Annotated in this window: 20 protein-coding genes; 6 read left to right on the top strand and 14 right to left on the bottom strand. The window is 66.8% G+C overall.

What is annotated here, in order from left to right:
• Positions 1-101 precede the first annotated feature (101 nt).
• Positions 102-2,798 carry a bifunctional diguanylate cyclase/phosphodiesterase gene (locus JANGC3_RS0107020; protein ID WP_017875776.1) on the top strand — a complete coding sequence of 899 codons (2,697 nt, stop codon included), beginning with the start codon at positions 102-104 and terminating at the stop codon, positions 2,796-2,798.
• Positions 2,799-2,960: 162 nt separating this feature from the next.
• Positions 2,961-4,418 (top strand): OmpP1/FadL family transporter, encoded by a 1,458-nt coding sequence (locus tag JANGC3_RS0107015; RefSeq protein WP_017875775.1) that lies wholly within the window; start codon positions 2,961-2,963, stop codon positions 4,416-4,418.
• Between the two features lie 163 nt (positions 4,419-4,581).
• Here the strand turns inward: JANGC3_RS0107015 and JANGC3_RS0107010 are convergent, their stop codons facing one another.
• From JANGC3_RS0107010 to JANGC3_RS33580, 3 genes are all read right to left on the bottom strand, one after another.
• On the bottom strand, positions 4,582-5,661 hold the full coding sequence (locus JANGC3_RS0107010) for a threonine aldolase family protein (protein WP_017875774.1): 1,080 nt from the start codon (positions 5,659-5,661) through the stop codon (positions 4,582-4,584).
• 19 nt (positions 5,662-5,680) lie between these two features.
• Positions 5,681-6,346: a leucine efflux protein LeuE gene (leuE, locus tag JANGC3_RS0107005; protein WP_017875773.1), complete on the bottom strand. Its 666-nt coding sequence runs from the start codon at positions 6,344-6,346 to the stop codon at positions 5,681-5,683.
• Positions 6,347-6,441: 95 nt separating this feature from the next.
• Positions 6,442-7,032, bottom strand: coding sequence for a PEP-CTERM sorting domain-containing protein (locus tag JANGC3_RS33580; protein ID WP_017875772.1), 591 nt, complete (start codon positions 7,030-7,032; stop codon positions 6,442-6,444).
• 104 nt (positions 7,033-7,136) lie between these two features.
• Here JANGC3_RS33580 and JANGC3_RS0106995 point away from each other — a divergent pair, with 104 nt between their 5' ends.
• On the top strand, positions 7,137-7,427 hold the full coding sequence (locus JANGC3_RS0106995; protein WP_198292002.1) for a hypothetical protein: 291 nt from the start codon (positions 7,137-7,139) through the stop codon (positions 7,425-7,427).
• A 13-nt stretch (positions 7,428-7,440) separates the two neighbouring features.
• Here the strand turns inward: JANGC3_RS0106995 and JANGC3_RS0106990 are convergent, their stop codons facing one another.
• Together JANGC3_RS0106990 and JANGC3_RS0106985 are read right to left on the bottom strand one after the other, a co-directional pair.
• Positions 7,441-8,208: a ParA family protein gene (locus JANGC3_RS0106990; protein ID WP_017875770.1), complete on the bottom strand. Its 768-nt coding sequence runs from the start codon at positions 8,206-8,208 to the stop codon at positions 7,441-7,443.
• Between the two features lie 107 nt (positions 8,209-8,315).
• A complete protein-coding gene (locus tag JANGC3_RS0106985; protein WP_017875769.1) occupies positions 8,316-9,161 on the bottom strand; it encodes a class I SAM-dependent methyltransferase in 846 nt (281 codons plus the stop codon).
• A 276-nt stretch (positions 9,162-9,437) separates the two neighbouring features.
• On the opposite strand from JANGC3_RS0106985, the gene JANGC3_RS34065 reads away from it, so the two are divergent.
• The gene (locus tag JANGC3_RS34065) at positions 9,438-11,000 is read left to right on the top strand and encodes a methyl-accepting chemotaxis protein (RefSeq protein WP_035788337.1); all 1,563 of its coding nucleotides are present in this window, start codon (positions 9,438-9,440) and stop codon (positions 10,998-11,000) included.
• Between the two features lie 101 nt (positions 11,001-11,101).
• Here JANGC3_RS34065 and JANGC3_RS0106975 read toward each other — a convergent pair whose 3' ends face one another.
• From JANGC3_RS0106975 to wrbA, 7 genes are read right to left on the bottom strand one after another with little or no spacing between them, the layout of a single operon-like run.
• Positions 11,102-12,964: an ABC transporter transmembrane domain-containing protein gene (locus JANGC3_RS0106975; protein WP_026132670.1), complete on the bottom strand. Its 1,863-nt coding sequence runs from the start codon at positions 12,962-12,964 to the stop codon at positions 11,102-11,104.
• 29 nt (positions 12,965-12,993) lie between these two features.
• Positions 12,994-14,073 (bottom strand): lipocalin-like domain-containing protein, encoded by a 1,080-nt coding sequence (locus JANGC3_RS0106970; protein WP_017875766.1) that lies wholly within the window; start codon positions 14,071-14,073, stop codon positions 12,994-12,996.
• Positions 14,070-16,631 carry an FtsX-like permease family protein gene (locus tag JANGC3_RS0106965; RefSeq protein WP_017875765.1) on the bottom strand — a complete coding sequence of 854 codons (2,562 nt, stop codon included), beginning with the start codon at positions 16,629-16,631 and terminating at the stop codon, positions 14,070-14,072. Before JANGC3_RS0106965 ends, JANGC3_RS0106970 begins: the two co-directional genes overlap by 4 nt.
• Positions 16,628-17,065 (bottom strand): DUF4124 domain-containing protein, encoded by a 438-nt coding sequence (locus JANGC3_RS32090; RefSeq protein ID WP_017875764.1) that lies wholly within the window; start codon positions 17,063-17,065, stop codon positions 16,628-16,630. Before JANGC3_RS32090 ends, JANGC3_RS0106965 begins: the two co-directional genes overlap by 4 nt.
• Entirely contained in the window at positions 17,062-18,480 is a 1,419-nt protein-coding gene (locus JANGC3_RS0106955; protein WP_017875763.1) for an FAD-binding oxidoreductase, read from the bottom strand. Before JANGC3_RS0106955 ends, JANGC3_RS32090 begins: the two co-directional genes overlap by 4 nt.
• Positions 18,477-18,878, bottom strand: coding sequence for a DUF2069 domain-containing protein (locus JANGC3_RS0106950; RefSeq protein WP_017875762.1), 402 nt, complete (start codon positions 18,876-18,878; stop codon positions 18,477-18,479). Before JANGC3_RS0106950 ends, JANGC3_RS0106955 begins: the two co-directional genes overlap by 4 nt.
• The gene (gene wrbA / locus JANGC3_RS0106945) at positions 18,878-19,486 is read right to left on the bottom strand and encodes an NAD(P)H:quinone oxidoreductase (RefSeq protein ID WP_026132668.1); all 609 of its coding nucleotides are present in this window, start codon (positions 19,484-19,486) and stop codon (positions 18,878-18,880) included. The genes JANGC3_RS0106950 and wrbA overlap by 1 nt, the downstream gene beginning before the upstream one ends.
• A 68-nt stretch (positions 19,487-19,554) precedes the next feature.
• Here wrbA and JANGC3_RS0106940 point away from each other — a divergent pair, with 68 nt between their 5' ends.
• On the top strand, positions 19,555-20,925 hold the full coding sequence (locus tag JANGC3_RS0106940) for a YihY family inner membrane protein (RefSeq protein WP_017875760.1): 1,371 nt from the start codon (positions 19,555-19,557) through the stop codon (positions 20,923-20,925).
• Between the two features lie 108 nt (positions 20,926-21,033).
• Here the strand turns inward: JANGC3_RS0106940 and JANGC3_RS0106935 are convergent, their stop codons facing one another.
• Both JANGC3_RS0106935 and JANGC3_RS0106930 read right to left on the bottom strand, forming a co-directional pair.
• Entirely contained in the window at positions 21,034-21,849 is an 816-nt protein-coding gene (locus JANGC3_RS0106935) for an alpha/beta fold hydrolase (protein ID WP_017875759.1), read from the bottom strand.
• Between the two features lies 1 nt (position 21,850).
• A complete protein-coding gene (locus JANGC3_RS0106930; RefSeq protein ID WP_017875758.1) occupies positions 21,851-23,161 on the bottom strand; it encodes an O-acetylhomoserine aminocarboxypropyltransferase in 1,311 nt (436 codons plus the stop codon).
• Between the two features lie 184 nt (positions 23,162-23,345).
• Here JANGC3_RS0106930 and JANGC3_RS0106925 point away from each other — a divergent pair, with 184 nt between their 5' ends.
• Positions 23,346-23,792, top strand: coding sequence for a CBS domain-containing protein (locus JANGC3_RS0106925; protein WP_026132667.1), 447 nt, complete (start codon positions 23,346-23,348; stop codon positions 23,790-23,792).
• Positions 23,793-23,890: the final 98 nt, after the last annotated feature.

Genomic DNA, 23,890 nt, shown 5'->3' with positions numbered 1-23,890 from the left:
AGTTTGCGTGTCATGGCGGCAATATAGGCAAAAATGCACTCACCTCCCGCTTCGCCGTTTCAACGTGAGCAACGTGAACGGCAGGCAAAACCATAATCGAAATGAATAAAATTACATTTGTAAGGGGCAATCTGCGCCTGATCCTGGTGTGGCCGCTGGTCGGACTGTTGTTGTTGTCGTCGCTGTGGGCCGCCACCTTGCTGCAATTGCAGGCGGAAAAAAAATTGGCGCAAAAGCACGCGCTGGCCAGCGCCGCGTCGCTGTCGAAGGCCTACGCCCACACCCTGGGCCGCACCCTCGAACAGATGGACCAGATGACGCTGGAGCTGAAATACGACTGGGAGCATGCGAAGGGCGCGCTGCGGCTGGAGGACGCGCGCAAGAACGGCCTGTACGCGGCGCCGCAGTATGTCGCCGTCGCCATCCTCGACGCCGCCGGCCGGCCGCTGACGGCCACGGTGCCGTTCGCCCGTCTGCGCGCGCTCGACAACGCCGAATACCTGCTCAAGCACCTGCGCGACAGCGGCAACGAGGTGCGCATCGGCATGGGCGGCCAGGGCGGTGTGGCGGGCGCGCCTTTGATTCATTTCACCCGCCGGCTGGAGGACGCCAACGGCGCCTTCAGCGGCGTGGTCGTGGTGGCGGTCGATCCGGGCTATCTGTCGCAGTTCTATGACAGCTTCAACTTCGGCCGGCACGGTTTGTCGGCCATGGTCAGCGGCGACGGCGCGCTGTTTAGCGCCCGCGTTGGCAACGCCGCGGTGGCGCTGAACCGCGCGCCGTTTTTCGACACCGCCTTCCTCGACAGCGACAGCGGCGCGATCCTGTCGGCAGGCCGGGTCGCCTTCGCCGACAAGCAAAGCCGCTTTCTCGGCTGGCAGGCGCTGCAGACCTATCCATTCACCGCCGTCATCGGACTGGCCGCGTCCGAGGTGCTGCGCCCGTACCTGGAAACCCGCGGTATCTATATTGGTATCGCCGGCGCCGTCAGCGGCCTGCTGCTGGTGTTTACCGCGATCGCCAGCGTGCTGTCGGTGCGCCTGGCCTGGCGCCAGCAGCAGTCCAAGGACATGCGCAACGCCTACCGCATGGCAACCGAGGGCACCAGCGACGGCTTCTACATCGTCGGCGCGATCCGCGACGCCAGCGGCGCCATCTGCGACTTCGAGTTGCTCGACTGCAACGAGCCGGGCGCGCTGTTCTTCGGCGTCAGCCGCGAGCGCTTGTTGGGCATGCGCCTGCAGGCGCGCGCGGGCGAGCCGTACTTCCGCGACCTGATCGCCGCCTACCGCGAGGCGATGGCGTCGGGTTTTTCCGACCGCGAAGTGGAGCTGCCGGAGAGCAATCCCTTCAATTTGCGCTGGATACGCCGGCGCCTGGTGCGCAGCGGCGACCGCCTGGCCGTGACCTTGCAGGACATCAGCGGCAGCAAGTCGCACGAGGCCGAACTGCAACGGCTGGCCAACGAGGACGGCCTGACCGGCCTGCCGAACCGCCACTGGCTGAGCCAGTTCCTGCCGGCTGCGCTGGCGCGCGCCGGCGCCGGCGGCAACATGTTGGCGCTGCTGTTCATCGACCTGGACGGTTTTAAATGCGTCAACGACAGCATGGGCCACGCCGAGGGCGACCAGGTGCTGCGGGCGGCGGCGCGGCGCCTGCAGTCGGTGCTGCGGCCGAGCGACCGGGTGGTGCGCCTGGGCGGCGACGAGTTCGTCGTGCTGCTCGACCCGGTCGACGACGAGGCGCGCGTGGCGCGCGTGGCCGAGCGCATCGCCGCCGCCGTCGAGGAGCCGTTCCTGGCCGGCGACGAGCGCCACAAGCTGGGCGCCTCGATCGGCATCAGCGTGTACCCGCGCGACGGCGCCGATCCCGAGACGCTGCTCAAGAACGCCGACATCGCGATGTATGCGGTGAAGCAGGCCGGCAAGGGCCACCACCGCTTTTACCAGCCGGCGCTGTACGAGGTGATCCGCAGCCGCCGCGACATTGAACAACACTTGCTGGCGGCGCTGGAGCAAGACCAATTCGTCGTGTATTACCAGCCGCGCGTGGACGCCCTCACCGGCGAGTTGTGCAGCATGGAGGCGCTGGTGCGCTGGAACCATCCGCAGCAGGGCCTGGTGGGGCCGCTGGAATTCATCGCGGTGGCCGAGAGCAGCGGCCTGATCGCGCAATTGGGCGCCTGCGTGATCGACAAGGTTTGCCTGCAGCAGGCGCGCTGGAAGACCCTGGGCCAAGAACTGGTGCCGGTGTCGATCAACGTCTCGGCGCACCAGTTCGGCCGCGGCGACGTCGACCGGGTGCTGGCGGTGGCGCTGGCGCGCTACGGCATCGAGCCGCGCCTGATCGAGGTCGAGATCACCGAATCGGCCATGATGGGCGAGCAGGGCGGGGCGCTGGCGCAACTGGCGGCGATCCGCGCCCACGGCGTGCGCCTGCTGGTCGACGATTTCGGCACCGGCTACTCGTCGCTGTCGCAGCTGCAAAAATTCGCCATGGACGGTTTGAAGATCGACCGCGCCTTCACCCTGGAGCTGGGCAAGTCGAAGCAGGGCGAGGTGTTCATCCGCGCCATCGTATCGATGGCGCACGCGCTCGGCATGGGCGTGGTGGCCGAAGGCGTGGAAACCCAGCAGCAATTGGAGATCTTGCGCGCGCTGCAATGCAACGAGGTCCAGGGCTACCTGATTTCCAGGCCGGTGGCGGCCGACGCGATGCTGGAATTAATGCAAAAACGATTCTTGATAGAATCTCTGTTGCCGCTAGGCACGTCTTATCGCGCGGTTGCAGAAGCGTAATTCTACATCTTGGTAAAAAGAACGAGCGCTCGCTCGTTTCTTGGGAATGTTGTATGCTTGAGCCTTCCAGGGTCCCAATGTGTTCCGCGTACGAATTCACTGCGGTTCTGGCCATTGAAATGACCGGCGTATTTAAGCCACTACAACAAAGAGAGACTCATTTTGAAATACAAGTACCTGCCATTGATTATTGCCAGCGCGCTGGGCGCGATGTCCGCCACCGCCCACGCCTCCGGTTACCGTTTCGGTTCGCAAAGCGTGGCCAGCCAAGGCACGGCCGACGCCAACGCCGCCGAAGCCAACGACGCCTCGACCGTGTTTTACAACCCTGCCGGTCTGAGCCGCCTGGAAGGTAGCCAGTTCTCCGGCGGCGCCACCGTCGTCGTGCCGCACTCGACCTTTACCGATACCGGTTCGAGCCGCTTCAACGTACCGGCCGTCAACTACACCGGCGCTTCCACCGGCGGCACCGCCGCCAAGGATTACACGCCCGAGGTGGTGGTGGCGCCGTCGATCTACGCCAGCAAGAAGATCAACGAGCAATGGTCGGTCGGCGCCGGCCTGTTCGTGCCTTACGGCGCCAAGCTGGACTACGGCAACACCTGGACCGGCCGCTACGCGCTGACCAGCATCAAGCTTGAATCGATCGCGCTGAACCCGTCGCTTGCCTTCAAGCTCGACCAGCACCATTCGTTCGGCTTCGGCGTGAGCGCCGAACACATGAAGGCCGAACTGGCCCAGGCCGTCGACGTGCCGGGCGGCGTGCGCTTCCTCGGCCAATTCGCGCCGGCCGGCTCGACGGCGTTCCTGCGCGGCATCGCCCAGCGCGAAGGCTTGGCCGCGGCCGGCGCCGCCGGCCTGGCGCTGCGCAACGCCGGCGACGGCCACGCCTCGATGGACGGCGACGACTGGGGCTTCGGCTACAACCTCGGCTACCTGTACCAGGCGAACCAGTCGACCCGCTTCGGCGTGGCGTACCGCTCGTCGGTCAAACACAAGCTGACCGGCAAAACCATTTGGGATTTCTCCAACGCTAGCAACAACGCCGCGGTCAACCAATTCCTGTCGGCCAATTCGGGCAAGGTCAACTCCGAAGTGCTGGTTGAATTGCGCACGCCGGAAACGCTGTCGGTCAACGTGTTCCACCAGATCGACGCGCAATGGGCCGCCATGGCGGACCTGACCTGGACCCGCAATTCGCGCCTGCAGAACCTCGACATCCAGTTTCCGCCGACCGCCCAGGGCGCCGAGCGCATCCGCCAGGAGTGGAACGACACCTACCGGCTTGCGTTGGGCGGCAACTACCGCTACAGCGACAAGCTGCTGCTGCGCGGCGGTTTCGCCTACGACCAGGCGCCGACCCGCAGCCCGGAGCTGACCCACCCAGCGCTGCCGGACAGCGACCGCTACCAATTCTCGCTGGGCGCTAACTGGAAGTTGAGCGCCAACTCCTCGATCGACGCGGCCTACAGCTTCCTGCAGTTCAAGGACGCCAACATGAACTACACCAACGCCTGCTCGCCGATCAACCCCGCTTGCACCGGCAACGGTGAAACCACCCGCGGCCAATACCAGACCCGTCTGCAATTGCTTGGCGTGGCTTACAACTACAAGTTTTAAGTCGCTGCAACGCCGGCAACGCGCCGGCGTTTGACCAGGCGGGCCGGCCGGACTGAACTCCGCCTGCCCAATGAAAAGGACACCCCTCGGGGTGTCCTTTTTACTTGTGCCGCCGCTAACCTGGTGGGCCAACAACGCTAAAAATCAAGCCCCGGCTGTTTGTCTACAACGCGTCGGAAAACCACTGCAATATCTCGCGCACGCGCACGTCCGGCATCGCCAGCAGGTTGTCGCCGACGTACCATTCAATCACGCTGTGCTCCGGCAGGGCGGCGTTGGCCGCACGGCCGAACAGCCAGACGCCATGGCGCTCGGCGATCTGGTTGCGCACCAGCGTGGCGCGTTCGCGGCTGACCGGCAGGTGCAGGTGCAACATATTCGCCTGCGGCCGCGCCGGGTTCGGCCGCAGCCGCGGGTAGTCGCGAAGCGCCTCGTACAGCCATTCGGTGCGGCGGAAATAGGCCGGCATCGCCGCCAGGCGGGCGTCGAATTGCATCGCCGCGGCCGCCACGTACGGCGTGCGGTGCAGCACGTTGCCGCCCTGGCGGCGGAACCACTCGGCCGCCAGCGCGACGAACTCCTCGCCGCCGGCCAGCATCGCGCCACCCATCCCGCCTATGCCCTTGTACAGCGACACGTAGACCGAATCGAAGCCGGCGACGATGGCGTCGAGCGGTTGCGCGAAGCTGGCCGCCGCCTCCCACAGGCGCGCGCCGTCCATGTGCAGGTGGATGCCGCGCTCGCGACAGTGGCGCTTGATCTCGCCCAGCTCTTCCCAGCTGGGACACTGGCCGCCAATTTCGCGCATCGGCAATTCCAGGGCTACGGCGCCGAGCCGGTCGGGAATGGCGCGCAGCTCGCCGGCCGTCCAGGGCCGGTGCGGGTCGCCCGTTTGCAGCGCCTGGAAATGGTCGAGCAATTGGTGGTTGCCGCGCTCGTGGCGCAGGATGTGCGCGGTCGGGTGCAGGGCCACCAGGCGGCTGCCGCGTTGCTGGCAGGCCAGGCGCAGCGCCGTCACCTGCGCCATGGTGCCGCTGACGCAAAACACCGCCGCCGGCAGGCCCAACAGCTCGGCCACCTTGGCCTCGAACGCCTGGATCAGCGCGCCGTCGCCGTAGTTGTCGTGCTCGACCTGGTTGGCCTCGCACCAGGCGGCCATGGCGGCGAAGCTGGCGGCGGGCGTCGGCACGCGGTGGCCCGCCAGCACGGTGTGGCAGCGTTGGCGCAGTTCGGCCTCGGTCATGCGCTGCTCCTCGATCGATTTACAGGGTGGCGCTGGCCAGTTTCGCGCCGAAGCCGATGAACATGGTGCCGACCCCGCCGGACATGCCGGCCGACAGGCGGCGCCGGCGCCGGAACGCCGCCGACAGGCGCACGCCGATGAAGATGATGGCGGTCAGGTAGGCGAAGCTGATGATTTCGCAGACGATGCCGAGCAGGCCGAACGACAGCAAGGGCTTGCCGAATTGCGGGTCGACGAACTGGATGAAGAAGGAGATGAAGAACAGGATCGCCTTCGGGTTCATCAGGCTGATCACCAGCGCCTTGCGGAAGGGGTTGCTGGCGCGCGGCAGCGGCGCCTCGCTCGATGCGAGCGCCGGTCCGGTGCGCAGCGCGCGCCAGCAACCCAGCAGCATTTGCAAGCCTATCCAGCACAGGTAGGCGGCGCCGACGTACTTGACCAAGTGGAACAGGGTGGGGCTGGCTTTGAGCAGCGAGGCCACGCCGCAGGCCGACAGCACCATCAGCACAAAGTCGCCGGCGAAGACGCCGCAGGCGCCGCGATAGCCCTCGCGCACGCCGCGCTGCGCCGCCACGCTGAGCACATACATCGAATTCGGACCCGGCAGCAGGACGATAAAAATGGTACCGAATAAGAAGGTCCAAAAATCGGTGATACCGAAATGGCTGTACATCAGCGCGTTCATGGGCGGACTTTAATATGGATGGGCGAAGCGCCATCATACCAGCAGACGGCAAAGCGGTTTGCCGGCGCCGGTTTACCCGCCGGCCGGGCGCCGCTTCACGCCGCGCGGCGGCGCGCGCAAGCGAGCAAACCGAGGCCGGCCAGCAGCATAACCCAGCTTCCCGGTTCCGGCACGGCCGAGGTGAGCGTCATGTTGTCGATGACGAACTGGTAGCCGTTGCCGTTGCTGCCGGACATGGCGCCGCCGGAGGAGGCGAACACCACCGAGGTGACATTGCCCCATTGAAACGACACGACGGTGGGCGCCAGCGTGCCGACCGTGAAGTCTTTGACGTAGGTCCGCACGCCATCGCTGGCCACCGCGTGGATTTCCAGCCCTTCGCGCCAGGCCGCCGTAAAGTAGGCTTGTCCCAGCGTGAAACCCTGCGCGCCGCGGATGCTTGCGGGGTCGCCGGCGCCGTTAAATAGGACGTTCGCGCCCGACACCGTGCCGGCCCGAAATCCGCTAGCGTTGGTTTCTTCGCCAAACGTCAGCGGGTCGAATGTCAAAAAATTATCCCAGTTCAAACCATGGTAGCCGTTCTGCACATAGGTCGCGTCCGCGCCGGCATCGTCGAAGGTAATCGTTTCAGCGCACGCGGCGGCGCTGAGCAGGCTGGCGGCCAGAACAAAAGAGTATTTATTCAACGGGATTTCCCAAAACGTTATTTAATAATTTATATTGTACGTGACATTATCTATTTATTAATATTACGTTGGGAAAGCGCGCTACAGTGGCGACAGGATTAATCATGGAATACCAGTCCAAGCTTGCGCAGCGGAAATTTCGGCGCATAATGGCGGTCAGCATCCATGAAGGGAACCTCATGTTGAAATTTGATTTTTCGGTGCAGACGCGCTACGGGCAAAAGATCGACAGTATATTAATCGCCGGGCGCGACCAGCCCGACGCCGAGCGCAAGCTGATGCAAATGTACCGGCTTTGCACGGTGTTGCGCTGCGTGACGAAAAATACCGAAGAGAAGATATGGCAGGCCACCTCGATCGAGGACATCCTGACCTTGATTTCAAAAGACAGTTAAGACGGCGATCCGCTCAAACGATAAAACCGTCGGCCAGCAATTCGTCGAGCAGGGCGTCGTAGTCTTGCGCGCCGCGGCTGCTGGGCGCGTGCTGGAACACCGTCATATTATGCGCCGGGCTTTCCGCCAGGCTGACGTTTTCCGAAATCCGCGTGCGGCACACCTCGCTGCCGAATTTCTCCTCCAGCATCTGCTGCACCTCCCACGCCATGCGCCGGCGGCTGTCGAAGCGCGTCATCAGATAGCGCCGCGGCACCCGGCGCTTCAGCACCACCTCCAGCGCCTTCAGGGTTTTCTCGGTTTGCAGCGCGGCCCGCGCCGACAGGTGGTCGGCAGACACCGGGATGATCACGCCCTGGCAGGCGAAAATGGCGTTCAGCGCCATTACCCCGATCAGCGGGCTGCAATCGATTAACACCGGATAGGGCTCGTCGATGAAATGCTCGGCGCGCAGCGCGGCGTTGAGCCGGTTGACCACGTTATAGCCCTTGCCGAACAGGGTGTCGACCTTGGACAGTTCGAGGTGCGCCGGGATAATGCTGCCGCCGTTGTTGCTCGTGACGATCAGCTCGCGCAGCGGGCGGTTGCGCTGGAACAGGGCCAGCACCGTGGCGTCGCCGTCGCACGCGCGCACGCCGCTGATGGCGCTGAATTGGGCCTGCGGGTCGAGGTCGATGCAGTAGGGATTGCGCGCGCGCCGCGCCAGCGCGGCGGTCAGGTTGACGGCGGTGGTGGTTTTGCCCACGCCGCCCTTTTGATTGAAAATCGTGACAATGCTCAAGCTTGCCCCCCTCCAAAGCCGCGGCTGCGTCCTTGGCACTAATGTATCACGCGGAGCAATGCTATTGGCAATTCACGCTCGCGGCGGCAGCGGCGTTGCCGGCATCCTTACCGCTTGGTCGCGCCGATACAGAAAGCGCTCGACTTAATCGACAGTGTGCCGCTCGCGGTTTCAAACTCCTTTACCCGCATGCCAAGCTTCTGCCAGAGCGCCTCGACGGTCGCGGCATCACAAGCTTCGGCGATAATTTTATTGATCGACGCGGGAATCAAGGCGCGCGCAAAATCCAGGTACTGGGCGACCGACTCGAATATGAACGGCGCCTCGACCGCCCGCACCTCGATATCCTTGAACCCCAGCGCGGCAAGTTGGATGCCGACCAGGTCGGTATTGGCCATGCAAAACGGATTGGGCAAATCCTTTGGCGGCGGTGGCAGATTTAATTCGCGGAAAAAGAAGCCGACCGCCATGCTGATCGTCAGGGCTTGGTCCGGCGTGTCCCACACGGAAAAGGCGAGCACGCCGCCGCTCTTGAGGGCGGCGTAACTGGTCTTGAACACTTCCTGATAATCCGGCATGAACATGAAGCCGAACCGGCTCAATATCGCGTCGCAGGAAACGCCGATGTCATAGGCGGCGGCGTCGATAGCCAGGAATTGCACATTGGCGCTTGCCGATCCGCGCATTTTTGCCTGCGCGATCATATCCTCGGCAATGTCGATACCGACCACTTTGCCCTTGGCGCCGACGATTTTCCCGGCGCTCAGCGCGGGTTCGCCGATGCCACAGGCGATATCGAGAACCTGGTCGCCCGGCTTCAAACCGGCCATGTCGAACAGCGCCTTGCTCACCGGCGCTGCGCCGAGTTCGAACACGTCGCCCCATTCGCCCCAGGCATTCGCCAAACCATTCCAGTTCTTGCGCTGTTCTTGCTTGGTGACTATCGAATCCATACATCTCCCGTTGTGGTGGCCGGCTCAACCGCTTGAAGTGCCCGAAGTTTTTCATGCGATAACATTTATGTCAATATTTTTGTTGTTGTAACTCATGGTGTCGCGGCGCGCAAGCGGCAGGACATGAGATATCGAAATTGATATTGCTACCCGTCAATATTTAATTGGATAGATATCGGCATCGGTTCTAACATGGGCCACCGCGCGGCCGGGTGCGCGCGCGCCCGGGAAATGGCATGTGGATGGCAAAAAAATAGAATGGAGATGGCGAAAAAAATGAACTTCAATAACCTGAAAATCGGCCGGCGCCTTGCTTTGAGCTTCGGCGCGATCCTTGCGCTGCTGCTGATGCTGGCCGGCGTGGCCTACAGCCGGGTCAGTGCGCTGGGCGACGAGATCCGTCTGATGAACGAGGACAGCTATCCGAAAACCGTGCTGCTGCACGCCATCAAGGACGAGGTCAACGAAACCATGATGGATATGCGCAACATTTTCGTGACGGTGGAGGCCGACCTGATCAAGCAGGCCTTCGCCAATATCGACGCCAGCGGGCGCCGCAGCGCCGCCTTGATCGCCAAGCTGGAGCGGATGCCGGCGTCGGCGGCCGGACGCGAGCGCATCGGCCAGCTCAAGACCGCGCGCGCGCAATTCGACGGCGCCAAGCAAGGGGTCATCGCGTTGGTCGGCGGCGAGCGCAAATACGAGGCGAAAGTGATGTTGTTCAAGGAGTTGCTGCCGCGCCAGCGCGCCTATTTCGCCGCGCTCGAGCAGTTGATCAACTACCAGACCGGCCTGATGGAGTCGTCCGGCAAGGCGTCGGCGGCGCAGGCGGACCAGACCCGGCGCATCGTGTTGTTGCTGTCGGCGGCGGCGGCGCTGGGCGGCGCGGCGCTGGCCTTGCACGCCAGCGGCAGCATCACGCGGCCGCTGCGCCAGGCGCTGGGCGTGGCGCGCCAGGTGGCCAACGGCGACCTGCGCTGCGCCGCGGCGGGCGGCAGCCGCGACGAGACCGGCCAGTTGCTGCAGGCCTTGAACACGATGAGCGGCAGCCTGCAGGAAATCGTCGGCCAGGTGCGCGGCGGCACCGACACCATCGCCGAGGCCACGCGCCGCATCGCCAGCGGCAACGCCGACCTGTCCGCCCGCACCGAGCGGCAGGCCGGCGCGTTGCGCGACACCGTGCGCTCGATGGCGCAACTGACCGGCACCGTCAAACAAAACGCCGACCACGCGCGCCAGGCCAATCAGATGGCCGCGTCGGCGTCGGCGGTGGCGGTACAGGGCGGCGCTGTGGTGGCGCAGGTGGTGGGGACGATGGGCGCGATCAATGCCTCGTCGCGCAAGATCGTCGACATTATCGGCGTCATCGACGGCATCGCCTTCCAAACCAACATCCTGGCGCTGAACGCCGCCGTCGAGGCGGCGCGCGCGGGCGAGCAGGGCCGCGGCTTCGCGGTGGTGGCCAGTGAAGTGCGCAACCTGGCGCAGCGCTCGGCCGGCGCCGCGCGCGAAGTCAAGGCCTTGATCGACGACTCGGTCGCGCAGGTGGATGCCGGCAGCAAACTGGTGGGCCAGGCCGGCGCGACGATGGACCAGATCGTCGCCAGCGTGCAGCGGGTGACCGGCATCATGGGCGACATCAGCTCGGCCAGCCGCGCGCAGGAGAGCGGCATCGAGGAGATCAACGCGGCGCTGGCGGAGATGGACAAGGTAACGCGGCAGAACGCGGCGCTGGTGGAGCAGGCCGCGGTCGGCGCCGAGTCGCTGCAGGAGCAGGCGGCGGGATTGGCGCAAGTGGTCAGCCGATTCAAGCTCGAAGGCGCCGTGGCGCTGAGCTGAGCGCGCACCCCCGGGGTCAGTCCCCCGGCGCCAAGGCGAGAAGCTCTGACCCCGGCTACTTGCCGCTGCTTGATTTGCGGCCTTGCCGGCCCGCTGGTGTTTTATGCGCTGACCGGCGCGGCGTGCGTCACGTGCACGCTGTGGAACTGCAGCGCCGCCAGGTTGGCGTAGATGCCGCCCAGCGCCACCAGCGACGAGTGGGTGCCGGTTTCGACGATCCGGCCGTCTTCCATCACGATGATGCGGTCGGCGCGCTGCACCGTCGCCAGGCGGTGCGCGATGATGACGGTGGTGCGGCCGACCATCGCCGCCTCCAGCGCCGTTTGCACCAGGCGCTCCGATTCGGCGTCCAGCGCGCTGGTCGCTTCGTCGAGCAGCAGCAGCGGCGGGTTCTTCAGCAAGGCGCGGGCAATCGCGATGCGTTGCCGCTGGCCGCCCGACAGGCGCACGCCGCGCTCGCCGAGGAAGGACTTGTAACCCTGCGGCAGTTTCTCGATAAATTCGTGGGCGGCGGCCAGCTTGGCGGCGTGGATCACTTCCTCGTCGCTGGCGCCGGCGCGGCCGTAGCGGATGTTTTCCATCGCGTCGGCCGAGAAGATCACGGTATCCTGCGGCACGATGCCGATGGCGTCGCGCAGCGTGTGCAATTCCAGCTGTGTGATGTCGACGCCGTCGAGTTTGATGGAGCCGTGCTGCGGATCGTAGAAGCGCAGGAACAGCTGGAACAGCGTGGTCTTGCCGGCGCCCGACGGGCCCACCACGGCGATCGTTTCACCGGCCTTGATGTCCAGGTTCAGGTGCGCCAGCGCGGCCGTGTCCGGGCGCGACGGGTAGGAGAAGGAGATGTCCGACAGGCTCAGCGCGGCGCCGTTGGCGGCCCGTGGCGGCAGCGCCAGCGGCTGCGCCGGCGACTGGATTTCCGACTTCACGCTGATCAGTTCCAGCAGGCGCTCGGTGGCGCCGGCGGCGCGCTGCGCTTCGCCCATCACTTCCGACAGCGCGCCGATGGCGCCGGCGACGATCGAGGCGTACAGGATGAACTGGCCGAGGTCGCCGCCCGTCATGCTGCCTTCGATAACCGCGTGCGCACCCAGCCACAGCACGAACACGATGGTGCCGAACACCAGCAGGATGGCGATGACGGTCAGCAGCGCGCGCGCGCGGATGCGCCGCATCGCGGTCTGGAACGCGCCCTCGACCGAGGCGCCGAAGCGCGCCGATTCGATTTTTTCGTGCGTGAACGCCTGCACCGTCGGCATCGCGTTGAGGATTTCGCCGGCCATCGCCGAGGCGTCGGCGATGCGGTCCTGCGAGTCGCGCGAGAGTTTGCGCACGCGCCGCCCGAACACCACGATCGGCACCACCACCAGCACCAGCAGGCCGATGATGATGGACGACAGTTTCGGGCTGGTGACGAACAGCATCGCCAGGCCGCCGATGAACAGCAGCACGTTACGCAGCGCCATCGAGATGCTGGTGCCGACGACGGCCTGGATCAGGGTGGTGTCGGTGGTGATGCGCGACAGCACCTCGCCGGTTTGCGTGGTCTCGAAAAACTCCGGGCTTTGCGTGACGACGTGGCTGTAGACGGCGCTGCGGATGTCGGCGGTGACGCGCTCGCCAAGCCAGGACACCGTGTAGAAGCGCGCCGCCGTCGCCAGCGCCAGCACCGAGGCGACGCCGAACAGCGCCAGGAACACCAGGTCGACGTGTTCGATGCTCTTGCCGCCGGACGGGCCGCCGAAGCCCAGGTCGATCATCTGCTTGAACGCCGCCGGGATCGCCAGCGTCGAGGCGGCCGCCACCACCAGCGCAACGCCGGCCAGGGCGAACTGCTTGCGGTACGGGCGCAGGAAGGGCAGCAGGCCCTTGAACGCGGCCAGGCTGCCTTTTTTCAGTTCCCTGGTGTCGCCGGGGGCGGCCGCGGACGGCGTCATTGTAGTGCTGGCGGTGCTATTGGTCATTGTGTTGGCAGTGTTATTAGTAAGCGTATTCATAGTTTCATCGGCCGGTCGTAACCGGTCATTTCCAAATAGGCGCGTCCGGCCGGCGCGCCGTCGCGGCTGATCGTCACCGCGCCTTCCCAGTACACGGCGCCGGTCGAGCGCCGCGAATCGAGTTCCTGATCATCCTGTAAGGGTGTGATCTGCCAGGTCGTGCCGCCGGTGGTGAGCTGGGTGGCGACCGGGTACTGGGCGTTCGTGCGCGGCGAACGCCATAGCCTTCGCGGGGCGAAACTAACCTGCTCCGGCGCGAACTGCGTCATCTTACCGGATGCGTCGCGCAAAGTCGCGTGGGCCCACAGTTTAGCACCTGTGCGGCTGCGTATCTGGAACGCCATCAGGGCGCCGCCGCCGTCGAGGTTGGCGCCGACCCAGTCCCAACCGCTGGCGTCCGGGTCGAGCGCCTGGCTGGACCATTCGTGGTCGAGCCAGGTAACGCCGCTGACGGCCTGCGGCGCGGCGCCGGCGCGCGTGACGCTGCCGCTGGTGCGCAGCTGCGGCTCGCTGTAGTAATAGCTGGCCTGGGCCGCGTGCGGCCCCTTGCGCGAGTAGCCGCGCTGGCCCTGCGGCAGCACCGGCTGGCTGGGCGCCAGCCGCAGTTGCAGGCTGAATTCGCGCGCCGCCACCGTGATCTGGTAACTGCCGTCGGCGGCCCGCGCCATGCGCCAGCCGTCCAGCTTGACGTCGGTGTCGCCGACCTTGGCGTAGGCCAGGCCGAAGCCTTCGCGCGCACTTTTCTGGTCGTGCAAGAGCTTGCCGACGGCCGGATCGGACAGCGCGACGTGGCCAATAATCAGCTGCTGGGGCGCGAAGGCGCTGGGGTTGGCGCGGTCGTGTTCGGTCGCGCTGCGGAAAAACGTCACCTGGTAGCCGAGCTGCTTGCCGGCCGCCGTCGTCAGCCAGCCGGTGGCGTACCACCATTCGGTCTTGTAGTCGGGGTGGGCGCCGAAGTCGGCCGGCAGGCGCAGCGACTGGCCGGGCGCCAGCGGCGTCACCGGCGCGAACGCCGGCGCCGCCGCCAGCGCCAGCTGGGCGAGCAACAGCAACAAGGCCAGCAGCGCGCGCGTCACCAGTCCTCCCGCACGGCGCGGATCGGCCCGCCCGACAGCGCGTAGCGGCCGGCCAGCAGCGCCGTCAGCGTGGCGGCGGCCAGCAGCGCGGCGGCGACGGCGGCCAGCAGCCCCCACGGCAGGTGCAACTGCATGGTCCAGTGGAAGGACTGCGGGTTGACGATGAAGACCAGGACCAGGCTGATGACCAGGCCCAGCGCGAAGCCGGTGAGGATGCCGAGCGCGGTCAGGCCGCCGCCCTCCAGCGCCAGGATCGCCAGGATCTGCCGGCGCGTCACGCCGATGTGGCGCAGCATGCCAAATTCCTTGGCGCGCGCCAGCGTCTGCGCCGAGAACGTCGCGGCCACGCCGAACAGGCCGATCAGGATGGCGATCGCCTCCAGCACGTAGGTGACGGCGAAACTGCGGTCGAATATTTGCATGCTCAATTCCCTCAAGTCGGACGGCGCGGCGAATTCCAGCAGCGCGCCGAACGGCAGTTGCTTGATGCGCCCTTGCAGCTGGGCGGCGCTGGTGCCCGGCGCCAGCCAGATGGCGGCGTCGTTGGCGTCGCGGTCGCCGGTGAGCGCGCGGTAGTCGGCCAGTTGGATCTGGATCGCGCCGAACTGGCGCGCGTAGTCGCGCCACACGCCGGCGATGAAGAAGGTGTGCAGCCGGCCGTTCAGCGGCAGCGCGACGCTGTCGCCGGGGGCGTGGCCGTACAGGTCGGCGGCGGCCTCCGAGACCCAGGCCGGGCGCGCCCCCGCCGGCACCGGCAGCGAGGCGCCGACCAGGGCCAGGCTCTTGCCCGGATCGGCGGCGTCGATGTCGCGCGCCAGCAGCGCCACGCCGGGGCGCTCCGGCGCCAGCGTCACCGGGCGCACGCGCTGGAACGCGATGTTGGCGACGCCGGGCAGGGCGGCGATGGCGGCCTGCTCCGGCGGCTTCAGCAGCGCCGTGCTGCCGTTCGAGGCAGTGCGCGCGTACAGGTCGGCCGGCAGGATTTGTACCAGCCAGTCGTCGACCGAGACGCGGAAGCTCGACACCATGATCGCCATCGCCACCATCAGGCTAAAGCTCGACAGCACGCCGCCCAGCGCGATGCCGGCTTGGCCGGAGGCGTTCGCCAGGCGCGCCAGCGTCAGCGTCGGCAGCGCCGCGTTGGCGTGGCGCCCGGCCAGCCAGGCCCGGTTGGCCAGGCGGAACACGGCCGACGCCAGTTGCGGCATCAGGCTGATGGCGCCCACCAGCAGCAGCGCGATGGACAGGTAGCCGAACAGCGGCAATTCGAACACTGGCGGCGCGCGCGTGGCCAGCGCCGCCGCCAGCAGGCAGGCCAGCGCCGGCCAGGTCTTCGCCAGCGGCGCCAGCGCGCCTTCCTCGGCGCCGGACTTGAGCGCGGCGGCCGGGGCGGCGCGGGCCGCCTCGTAGGCCGGTCCGGCGCAACCCAGCAGCGCCACGCCGACGCCGAGGCCGAAGTACACCAGCGCGGCCAGCGGCGCGAATTGCGCCTGCGGACGCACGCCGGAAAAGTAGCCGGCGCCGAGGTCGCCGCCAAAGAAGTGCAGGGCGGTCGCCGCCAGCGCGTAGCCGCCGGCGATGCCCAGCAGCGAGCCGGCCACGCCCAGCGCCGCGCCTTCGAGCAGGATCTGGCGCAGCAGTTGGCCGCGCGCCATGCCGAGCACGCGCAGCAGCGCGAACTGGCTGCGCCGGCGTATCACCGACAGCGCCTGGGTCGAAAACACCAGGAAGGCGCCGGTAAACAGCGCCACCAGCGCCAGCACCGTCAGGTTGACGCGGTAGGCCCGGCTCATATTGTCGTTGCGGCTGTTCTGGTTCTCGTCGTTTGGCTGGCTGACCAGGAAGCGGCCCGGGAAGTCGCGTTCCAGTTGCTCCGCCAGCGCCGCCTGGAAGGCGTCGCGGTTGACGCCTTCGACCAGCTTCAGGTCGACCCGCGACAACTGGCCGAGCTTGTTGAAGCGCCACTGCGCCGCGCCCAGGTCCATGACGCCGATGCGCTGGCCGACCCGCGCCCGTTGCAGCGAACCGGCCACGCGCAGCGCGACCGCGCGGGTGCCTTCCTGCAGCGCCAGCGTGGCGCCGGCGTCGAGCTTGAGCCAGGCCAGCGCCGCCGGCGACAGGAACAGCGCGTCGTCGGCCAGCGTGTCGAATACCTTGTCCGCCGCCGGCGCGCCGATCAGGTCGGGCGAGATAAAGCCGGCGCGCATGGCGTCGAGGCCGATGATTTTCAGCGAAGCGCGTTGCCGCGGCATGCTGGCGTCGAACTCCAGCACCGGCGAGGCCAGCGCCACGCCGGGGCGTTGCGCCAGGCGCGGGTAGATGGCCTCGTCGAACCAGGGTTCGCGCCCGGCCACCTGCACGTCGGCTTGGCCGGACAGGTTGCGCACCGCCGACGAGAATTCATTGAAGGCGGCGGCGTTGATCAGGTGGATCGCAAAACCCAGCGCGATACCGATGGCGATGGCGGTGACGGCGACGACGGCGCGCACCGGATGCGCACGCCACTCGCCCAGCAGCAGCCAGCCGTATAAACGGCTCAGCGCCGGGTCGCGCGTCAAAGCGGGCACTCGACTGCCAGTTTCTCGTCGGCCCGGCGCGCCTTCAGCCTGGCCTTGTCGGCGTTCTGGTGGGCCGCGGCGCGGACGTCTTCGGCGGCCCACTTGCGCTCCATCTGCAGTCCGGTGCACTTTTTGCGGTGCGCCGCGCCGGCTTGGGCGGTGCGGGCCCGCGCGCGCTCGTCGCCGGCTTCGCGGCGCAGCCGGTCGCGCTCCATCTCGTCGGCGCCGCGCCGCTGGCGCGCCAGGTTGGCGGCGTCGGCGGCCGACTGCGCCGGCGCCGGCGGCACGCTCAGCTCCACCGACTGGCCGCTCGCGCAGGGCGTTTGCTGGTAGCTGGTGTGACCGTCGGCGCTGCATTTGTACAGCGTTTGCGCGGCGGCCGCGGCGCTCCACGCGGCGGCGGCCAGCAGCGCGGCGCCCAGCAGGGTCTTCACAGTACCTTCCCGGGATTCATGATGCCGAGCGGGTCGAGCGCGGCTTTGACTGCGCGCATCAGCTGCAATTCCAGCGGCGACTTGTAGCGCGCCAGTTCGTCGCGCTTGAGCGCGCCGATGCCGTGTTCGGCCGAGATCGAGCCGCCGTAGCTGTCGACGCTGTCGTGGACGATGCGGTTGATGGCGTCCTGGTGGGCCAGGAATTGCCGCTCGCCGGCGCCGGCCGGCGGCGCCACGTTGTAGTGCAGGTTGCCGTCGCCGAGGTGGCCGAAGCACACCAGTTGCGCGCCGGGGAAGGCCCGCTCCAGGCTTGCCGCGGTGCCGGCGATGAAGTCGGCGATGGCGGAAATGGGCAGCGAGACGTCGTGCTTGATGTTTTTGCCGGCCGCCGCCTGGGCCAGCGGGATATGCTCGCGCAACTGCCACAGGCCCTGCGATTGCGCCACCGACGTCGCCACCACGGCGTCCTCGATGACGTCGGCCTCGAGCGCGGCGGCGACGCTCGTTTCCAGCAGGGCGACCGCGTGCGCCTCCGATTCGCTGCTCGACAGTTCCAGTAGGACGTACTGCGCGTGGGCGCCGGCGAAGGGCCGCGGCAGTTGCGGGAAGTGCGCGGCGACCAGCTCCAGGCAGAAGCGCGACATCAGCTCGAAGCCGGTCAGGCTGGCGCCGCAATGGTCTTGCATCACACCCAGCAGGCGCAGCGCGTGCGCCGGCGAGGCCAGCGCCGCCAGCGCGGTGACGCGGGCCTTCGGCTGCGGATACAGCTTCAGCACGGCGCCGGTGATGACGCCCAGCGTGCCCTCGGCGCCGATGTACAAGTCGCGCAGGTCGTAGCCGGTGTTGTCCTTGCGCAGGCCGCGCAAGCCGCTCCACAGCTCGCCCTGCGGCGTTACCACCTCCAGGCCCAGGCACAGCTCGCGCGTGTTGCCGTAGCGTAGAACGGCGGTGCCGCCGGCGTTGGTCGACAGGTTGCCGCCGATGGTGCAACTGCCCTCGGCCGCCAGCGACAGCGGGAACAGGCAGCCGGCTTGCGCGGCGGCCTCCTGCACGTGCTGCAAAATGCAGCCGGCGTCGACCGTGATGGTGCGGTTGACCGGATCGACCGCGCGGATGCGGTTCAGCCGCGCCAGCGACAGCACCACGGCGGCGCCGCTGGCGTCGGGCACGCTGCCCAGCACCAGGCCGGTGTTGCCGCCTTGCGGCACCAGTGCCACGCGCCAGCGCGCGCAGGCGCGCACCAGCGCCGCCACCTGCGCCACCGTGGCCGGGCGCAATACCGCCTGCGCGCTGCCGGTGAAGCGGCCGCGCCAGTCGGCCAGGAAGGGCGCCATGGCGGCGGCCTCGGTCAGCACGTGGGCCTGGCCCAGCAGCTCGCGGCAATGGGCCAGGAAGGCCGGGTCGGCGTGGCTCATTTGACGGGATTGACCTTGTCCAGCAATTCCTTGGCGATGCGCTTGGCGGCCTTCTTATACGGCCGCAGGTACAGCACCGCGCAGACGAAATAGACGCAAACGATGAACGCCTCGCCCCAGGCCATGAACTGCGACAGCGCCAGTTTGTCACTGTAGCCGCGCACCACGCCCTCGGTGAAGTACAGCAGGATCACCATCGACGACCATTGCAGCGTGTAGACGTCGCGCCGCAGCACGCCGGCCAGCGGAATCAGCAGCGGCAGCGCCTTCAGCGCCAGCCACGAGCCGCCCGGGTGCAGCGGCGCGACCAGCATTTCCCACAGCAGGCACCAGACGATCAGCGTCATCAGGCTGCCGATCGCGCCCCAGTGGAAGTACTTGTGCATTGGCGTTTCCATCATGCCCCCCGCAATTTGCAGGCCGTGTCGGCCAGGCGCCGGCCGAGCGCGACGGCCAGGCGTTTCTCGTCGTCGGTGATGGCCTTGTCGCCGTCGACGCCGGACCAGTGGCTGGCGCCGTAGGGCGTGCCGCCGCTGGACGTGGTCATCAGCTCCGCGTTGGTGTAGGGAAGGCCGAGCACCACCAGGCCGTGGTGGAACAGCGGGATCATCATCGACAGCAGCGTCGATTCCTGGCCGCCGTGCAGGCTGCCGGTCGAGGTGAAGACGCAGGCCGGCTTGCCGGCCAGGGTGCCGCCGAGCCACTCGCTGGCGGTGCCGTCCCAGAAATACTTCATCGCCGCGGCCATGTTGCCGAAGCGGGTGGGCGAACCCAGCGCCAGGCCGGCGCAGTCGGCCAGGTCGGCCGCCTCGACGTAGGGCGCGCCCTCGGCGGCCAGCGCCGGCGCGGTGGCCTCGGCCACGCTGGAGACGGCCGGCACGGTGCGCAGGCGGGCGTCGCAACCGGGCACGCTCTCGACTCCCTGGGCGATCAGTTCGGCTAATTTGCGCGTCGCGCCATGGCGCGAGTAAAACAATACAAGAATAATCAGATTAGGTCGGTTCATGGTTGGTATTATAGGGCGCTTTGCGGGCTCGCATCGGCGCGAAACCGCCGCTTTCACCTATAGGTCACATGTTTTTAAAATATATACAGCCGTTTTTCCATTCCCTGTTCCACACCTGCCGCGGCGGCGTCGCCGTCGTGCAAGGCCTGTCCTGGTCCGAAGTGCGCGACCTGGGCCTGTTCGCGCGCCGCCGCCTGCGCGAGGAAAGCCTGCCGCAAGTGGCCGGCAGCTTGACCTTCGCCACCGTGTTCGCGCTGGTGCCGCTGCTGACCCTGGCGCTGGCGATCTTCACCACTTTCCCGCTGTTTAACACCTTCCGCGCCGCGCTGGAGCAGTACTTCGTCCAGAGTGTGATGCCGAAGGCGATTTCCAACACCATCCTGGGCTACCTGACGACGTTCTCGGCCAAGGCGACGCGCCTGTCGGCCTTCGGCGCGGTGGCCCTGATCCTGACGTCGATCGGCATGATGGGCTTGATCGAGCGCGTCTTCAACCGCATCTGGCGCGTCAAGCGCGAGCGCCGCTGGAGCAAGCGCCTGCTGGTGTACTGGGCCATCGTCACGCTCGGCCCGCTGCTGGTGGGCATCTCGCTGACGGTGACGTCGCAGGTGTTCATGGCCACCAGCGGCCTGGTGGGCGCCGTGCCCTTCCTCGGCGCGCTGTTCTACACGCTGGTGTCGGTGCTGCTGACCATGGGCGCGTTCACGCTGCTGTACCTCGCCGTGCCGAACCGCGACGTCGACTGGCGCGACGCCGCCTGGGGCGGGTTGGTGGCGGCGCTGGCGTTCGAAGTGGCCAAGCGCGGCTTCGGCGCCTTCATCCAGCAGTTCCCGACCTATTCGCGCATCTACGGCGCGCTGGCGGCGCTGCCGCTGTTCCTGGTGTGGATCTACCTGAGCTGGATGATCACGCTGGTCGGCGCGCTGCTGGTGGCGGCGCTGCCGGTGGTGAAATACGAGCGCTGGTGGCACGAGGCGGCGCCGGGCGGCGAGTTCGTCGACGCGATGGCGATCCTGAAGGTGCTGCACACGGCCTGCCACAGCGGCGACACGGCGCTGGTCAGCGCCGGCGCCATCCGCGCCGGCACCCGGCTCGGTTTCGACGAGATGGAAACGCTGCTCGAACGGATGCTGGGGCAGGGCTGGGTTGGCCGCGTCAACGTCGAGGCCTCGGTGCGGGTGCAGTGGGGCAAGCACATCAGCGACGGCGCCGACCACTGGGTCTTGCTGGCCAATTTGAACCGGCTCTCGCTGGCCGACGTGTACCGGCTGTTCGTCTTCGGCGGCATGGCCGTCAACGCCGGCTACCCGGGGTTGACCAGCGAAGAGGGCGACCAGCAGGCCGCGCACGACGCCGCCGTGCTGGCGCGCCAGGTCGAGACGGCGGTGGAGGAGGGCTTGAACCAGCCGCTGGCGGAGTATTTCGGCAAGAGCCGCTGACGCCGACGAAGCACGTTGGCGCCAACCGTTGGATTACGACAAATCACGTTGGCGCAAATCGTAGGTCGGGTTAGCGCAGCGTAACCCGACGTCACGCGGCGCGTCCGGCTACGCCGCCGGGGCAGCGCTGGCGAAGGCGAACAACGCGTCCAGCACGGCGTCCGGCTGCTCGGCCATCAACTCGTGGCCGGCGTCGACCTGCACCACCTTGCCGTGGGCGATGGCGGTGGTCAGCAGCCTGGTCGATTTCGCCGGCGTCATCATGTCGCGCAGGCCGAAGATGAACAGCGTTGGGCAGCGCACCGAAGCGGCCGCCACTGCGCCGTTGGCGTAGCCGTTGCAAGCCGAAAAATCGGTATACAACACCCGCTCTGGATTGATCTGCGAGATGCGCTGCTTGAGCCGGCGCGCGCCGCCCATGGCATAAAAACCCGGCCCGGGAAACGACGGCTTTTGCGCGATCGACGAATGCGACCAGATGTTGACCATGTCGATGGCGCTCTGCTCGTCGCTGCGCGCCGCCTCCAGCAGCGCCTCCGACACCTTCATCGGGTAGGTCGAGCCGAGCAGCGCCAATTGGCTGACGCGGTCCGGCGCCGCGTGCGCGGTTTCCAGCGCGACCAGCGAGCCCATGCTGTGGCCGACCAGCAGCGCCCGCGCCACCCCGGCCGCGTCCAGCAGTTCCAGCAACCACTGCGACAGCGCCTCGACGCTGGCCTTGGCCGCGCCCTTGCTGCGGCCGTGCCCTGGTAGGTCGAGCGCCAGCACGTTGAAGCCGTGGTGGGCGAGATAGCGCGTCTGCAAAGCCCACACCGAATGGTCGTTTTGCGCGCCGTGGATGAACACGGCGGTCGGGCGGGCGGCGTCGAAGGCCTTGCCGCCGGTGTAGCAATAGGCGTCCACGCCCTGTACTTGTAGCAGCATCTCAGGCTCCCTTTTGTGACAGTTTCAGGCCGCGCGCCAAATCCTCGATCAAGTCGTCGGCGTCTTCCAGGCCGACCGACAGGCGCATCGTGCCCTCGGTGATGCCGGACGCGGCCAACTGCTCGGCCGGCACGCGGAAGTGCGTCGTCGACGCCGGGTGTATCGCCAGCGACTTGGCGTCGCCGACGTTGGCCAGGTGCGAGAAGATTTTCAGCGCGTCGACGAAGCGGCGCCCGGCGGCGCGGTCGCCCTTGATGTTGAAGGTGAAGACGGCGCCGCAACCCTTCGGCAGCAGCGTCTTGGCCAGCGCGTAGTCGGGATGCGACTCCAGCTCCGGATACGAGACCGATTCAACGGCCGGATTCGATAGCAGGAACTCGACCACTTTGCGGGTGTTGGCGACGTGGCGGTCCATGCGCAGGCCCAGCGTTTCAATGCCCTGCAGGACGGCGAAGGCGTTGTGCGGGCTCATTACCGCGCCGAAGTCGCGCAAACCCTCGCGGCGCGCGCGCAGCGCGAACGCGGCCACGCTCGACTCCTCGGCGAAGACCATGCCGTGGAAGCCGTCGTACGGCTCGCACAGCTCGCCGAAGCGACCGCTCTGGTCGTAGGCGGCCTGCCAGTCGAAGGTGCCGCCGTCGACCAGCAGGCCGCCGATGGCGGTGCCGTGCCCGCACAGGAACTTGGTGGCCGAGTGGAACACCAGGTCGGCGCCGTGCTCGAACGGGCGCAGCAGATAGGGCGTGGTGAAGGTCGAGTCCAGCATCAGCGGCAGGTGGTTGTCGTGCGCCAGCGCCGCCACCGCTTCGATGTCGAGCACGTCCAGGCCGGGATTGCCCAGCGTTTCGGCGAACAGCACCTTGGTGTTGGGGCGGATCGCCGCGCGCCACGCGTCGAGGTCGCGCGGGTTGACGAAGGTGGTCTCGATGCCGAAGCGCTTGAGCGTGTAGGCCAGCAGGTTGTGCGAGCCGCCGTACAGCGCGCGCGAGGCGACGATGTGCGAACCGGCGCCGGCGATGGTGGCCAGGGCCAGGTGCATGGCGGCCTGGCCGCTGGCGGTGGCGATGCCGGCCACGCCGCCTTCGAGCGCGGCGATGCGCTCTTCCAGCACCGCGTTGGTCGGGTTCGAGATGCGCGAATAGACGTGGCCGGCGCGCTCCATATTGAACAGCGAGGCGGCGTGGTCGGAGTCCTTGAAGGCGAACGAGGAGGTGAAATAAACCGGGGTGGCGCGGGCGCCGGTGGCCGGGTCGGGCGCCGCGCCGGCGTGCAGCGACAAGGTGTCAAAGCCAAGGTACTTCGGAGCGCTCATGGATGTCTCCAGCAAAAGTTGGAATGGCACGGATCGTACTCCGTTTTTGGCTTTTATATAAGTATTTTGCCGTGGCAGGCGCTTTGATAATACGCAATACTGGATTTTTCTCGGGGCATACGCTACATTCGTCAGGAAGGCTTACAATAACTAAAACCTTATTCACAGTGGACAGGCGGCCCAAATGAAAGTATCCGAAATTCTCCAAGTTAAAGGTAATATCCTTTACACAGTCACACCCGACCATCCCCTGCTGGACGCGGCCAACACGATGGCCGAAAAAGATATCGGTTCGCTCGTCGTCATGGAGTTCGGCGACCTGGTCGGCATGCTGACCTTCCGCGAAGTGCTCAAGGCGCTGCACCAAAACAAGGGCACCATCGGCGGCGGCACCGTGCGCAAGCACATGGACGACCACCCGATCACCGTCACGCCGGACACCGAAGTAAACGAAGTGCGCCGCATCATGCTGGAAAAGCACGCGCGCTATTTGCCGGTGATGAACGCGAAAACCCTGCTCGGCGTGATCTCCTTCTACGACGTCGCGCGGGCGATGCTGGAAGCGCAAAACTTCGAGAACAAAATGCTCAAGGCCTACATCCGCGATTGGCCGGAAGAGACCACCGACTGATTCGCGCGCCAGCGCAGCCAACGCAAAACGCCACCCGCCCAGGTGGCGTTTTGCATTGGCCCGCAGTTGGCCAAGATAAAATCCGCGGCGTCAAAAAC

Source organism: Janthinobacterium sp. CG3, from assembly GCF_000344615.1.
Taxonomy (GTDB): Bacteria; Pseudomonadota; Gammaproteobacteria; order Burkholderiales; family Burkholderiaceae_D; genus Janthinobacterium.
The sequence above is the reverse complement of the archived record's forward strand: the minus strand, read 5'-3'. Positions and strand labels throughout refer to the sequence as shown.

What these genes read in the sequence shown, in the direction of transcription:
- JANGC3_RS0107020 (WP_017875776.1), top strand. Translation starts at nt 102, where the DNA reads ATGAATAAAATTACATTTGTAAGGGGCAATCTGCGCCTGATCCTGGTG.
- JANGC3_RS0107010 (WP_017875774.1), bottom strand. Translation starts at nt 5,661, where the DNA reads ATGACCGAGGCCGAACTGCGCCAACGCTGCCACACCGTGCTGGCGGGC.
- leuE (WP_017875773.1), bottom strand. Translation starts at nt 6,346, where the DNA reads ATGAACGCGCTGATGTACAGCCATTTCGGTATCACCGATTTTTGGACC.
- JANGC3_RS0106995 (WP_198292002.1), top strand. Translation starts at nt 7,137, where the DNA reads ATGGAATACCAGTCCAAGCTTGCGCAGCGGAAATTTCGGCGCATAATG.
- JANGC3_RS0106985 (WP_017875769.1), bottom strand. Translation starts at nt 9,161, where the DNA reads ATGGATTCGATAGTCACCAAGCAAGAACAGCGCAAGAACTGGAATGGT.
- JANGC3_RS34065 (WP_035788337.1), top strand. Translation starts at nt 9,438, where the DNA reads ATGAACTTCAATAACCTGAAAATCGGCCGGCGCCTTGCTTTGAGCTTC.
- JANGC3_RS0106975 (WP_026132670.1), bottom strand. Translation starts at nt 12,964, where the DNA reads ATGACCAATAGCACCGCCAGCACTACAATGACGCCGTCCGCGGCCGCC.
- JANGC3_RS0106955 (WP_017875763.1), bottom strand. Translation starts at nt 18,480, where the DNA reads ATGAGCCACGCCGACCCGGCCTTCCTGGCCCATTGCCGCGAGCTGCTG.
- JANGC3_RS0106950 (WP_017875762.1), bottom strand. Translation starts at nt 18,878, where the DNA reads ATGGAAACGCCAATGCACAAGTACTTCCACTGGGGCGCGATCGGCAGC.
- wrbA (WP_026132668.1), bottom strand. Translation starts at nt 19,486, where the DNA reads ATGAACCGACCTAATCTGATTATTCTTGTATTGTTTTACTCGCGCCAT.
- JANGC3_RS0106940 (WP_017875760.1), top strand. Translation starts at nt 19,555, where the DNA reads ATGTTTTTAAAATATATACAGCCGTTTTTCCATTCCCTGTTCCACACC.
- JANGC3_RS0106935 (WP_017875759.1), bottom strand. Translation starts at nt 21,849, where the DNA reads ATGCTGCTACAAGTACAGGGCGTGGACGCCTATTGCTACACCGGCGGC.
- JANGC3_RS0106930 (WP_017875758.1), bottom strand. Translation starts at nt 23,161, where the DNA reads ATGAGCGCTCCGAAGTACCTTGGCTTTGACACCTTGTCGCTGCACGCC.
- JANGC3_RS0106925 (WP_026132667.1), top strand. Translation starts at nt 23,346, where the DNA reads ATGAAAGTATCCGAAATTCTCCAAGTTAAAGGTAATATCCTTTACACA.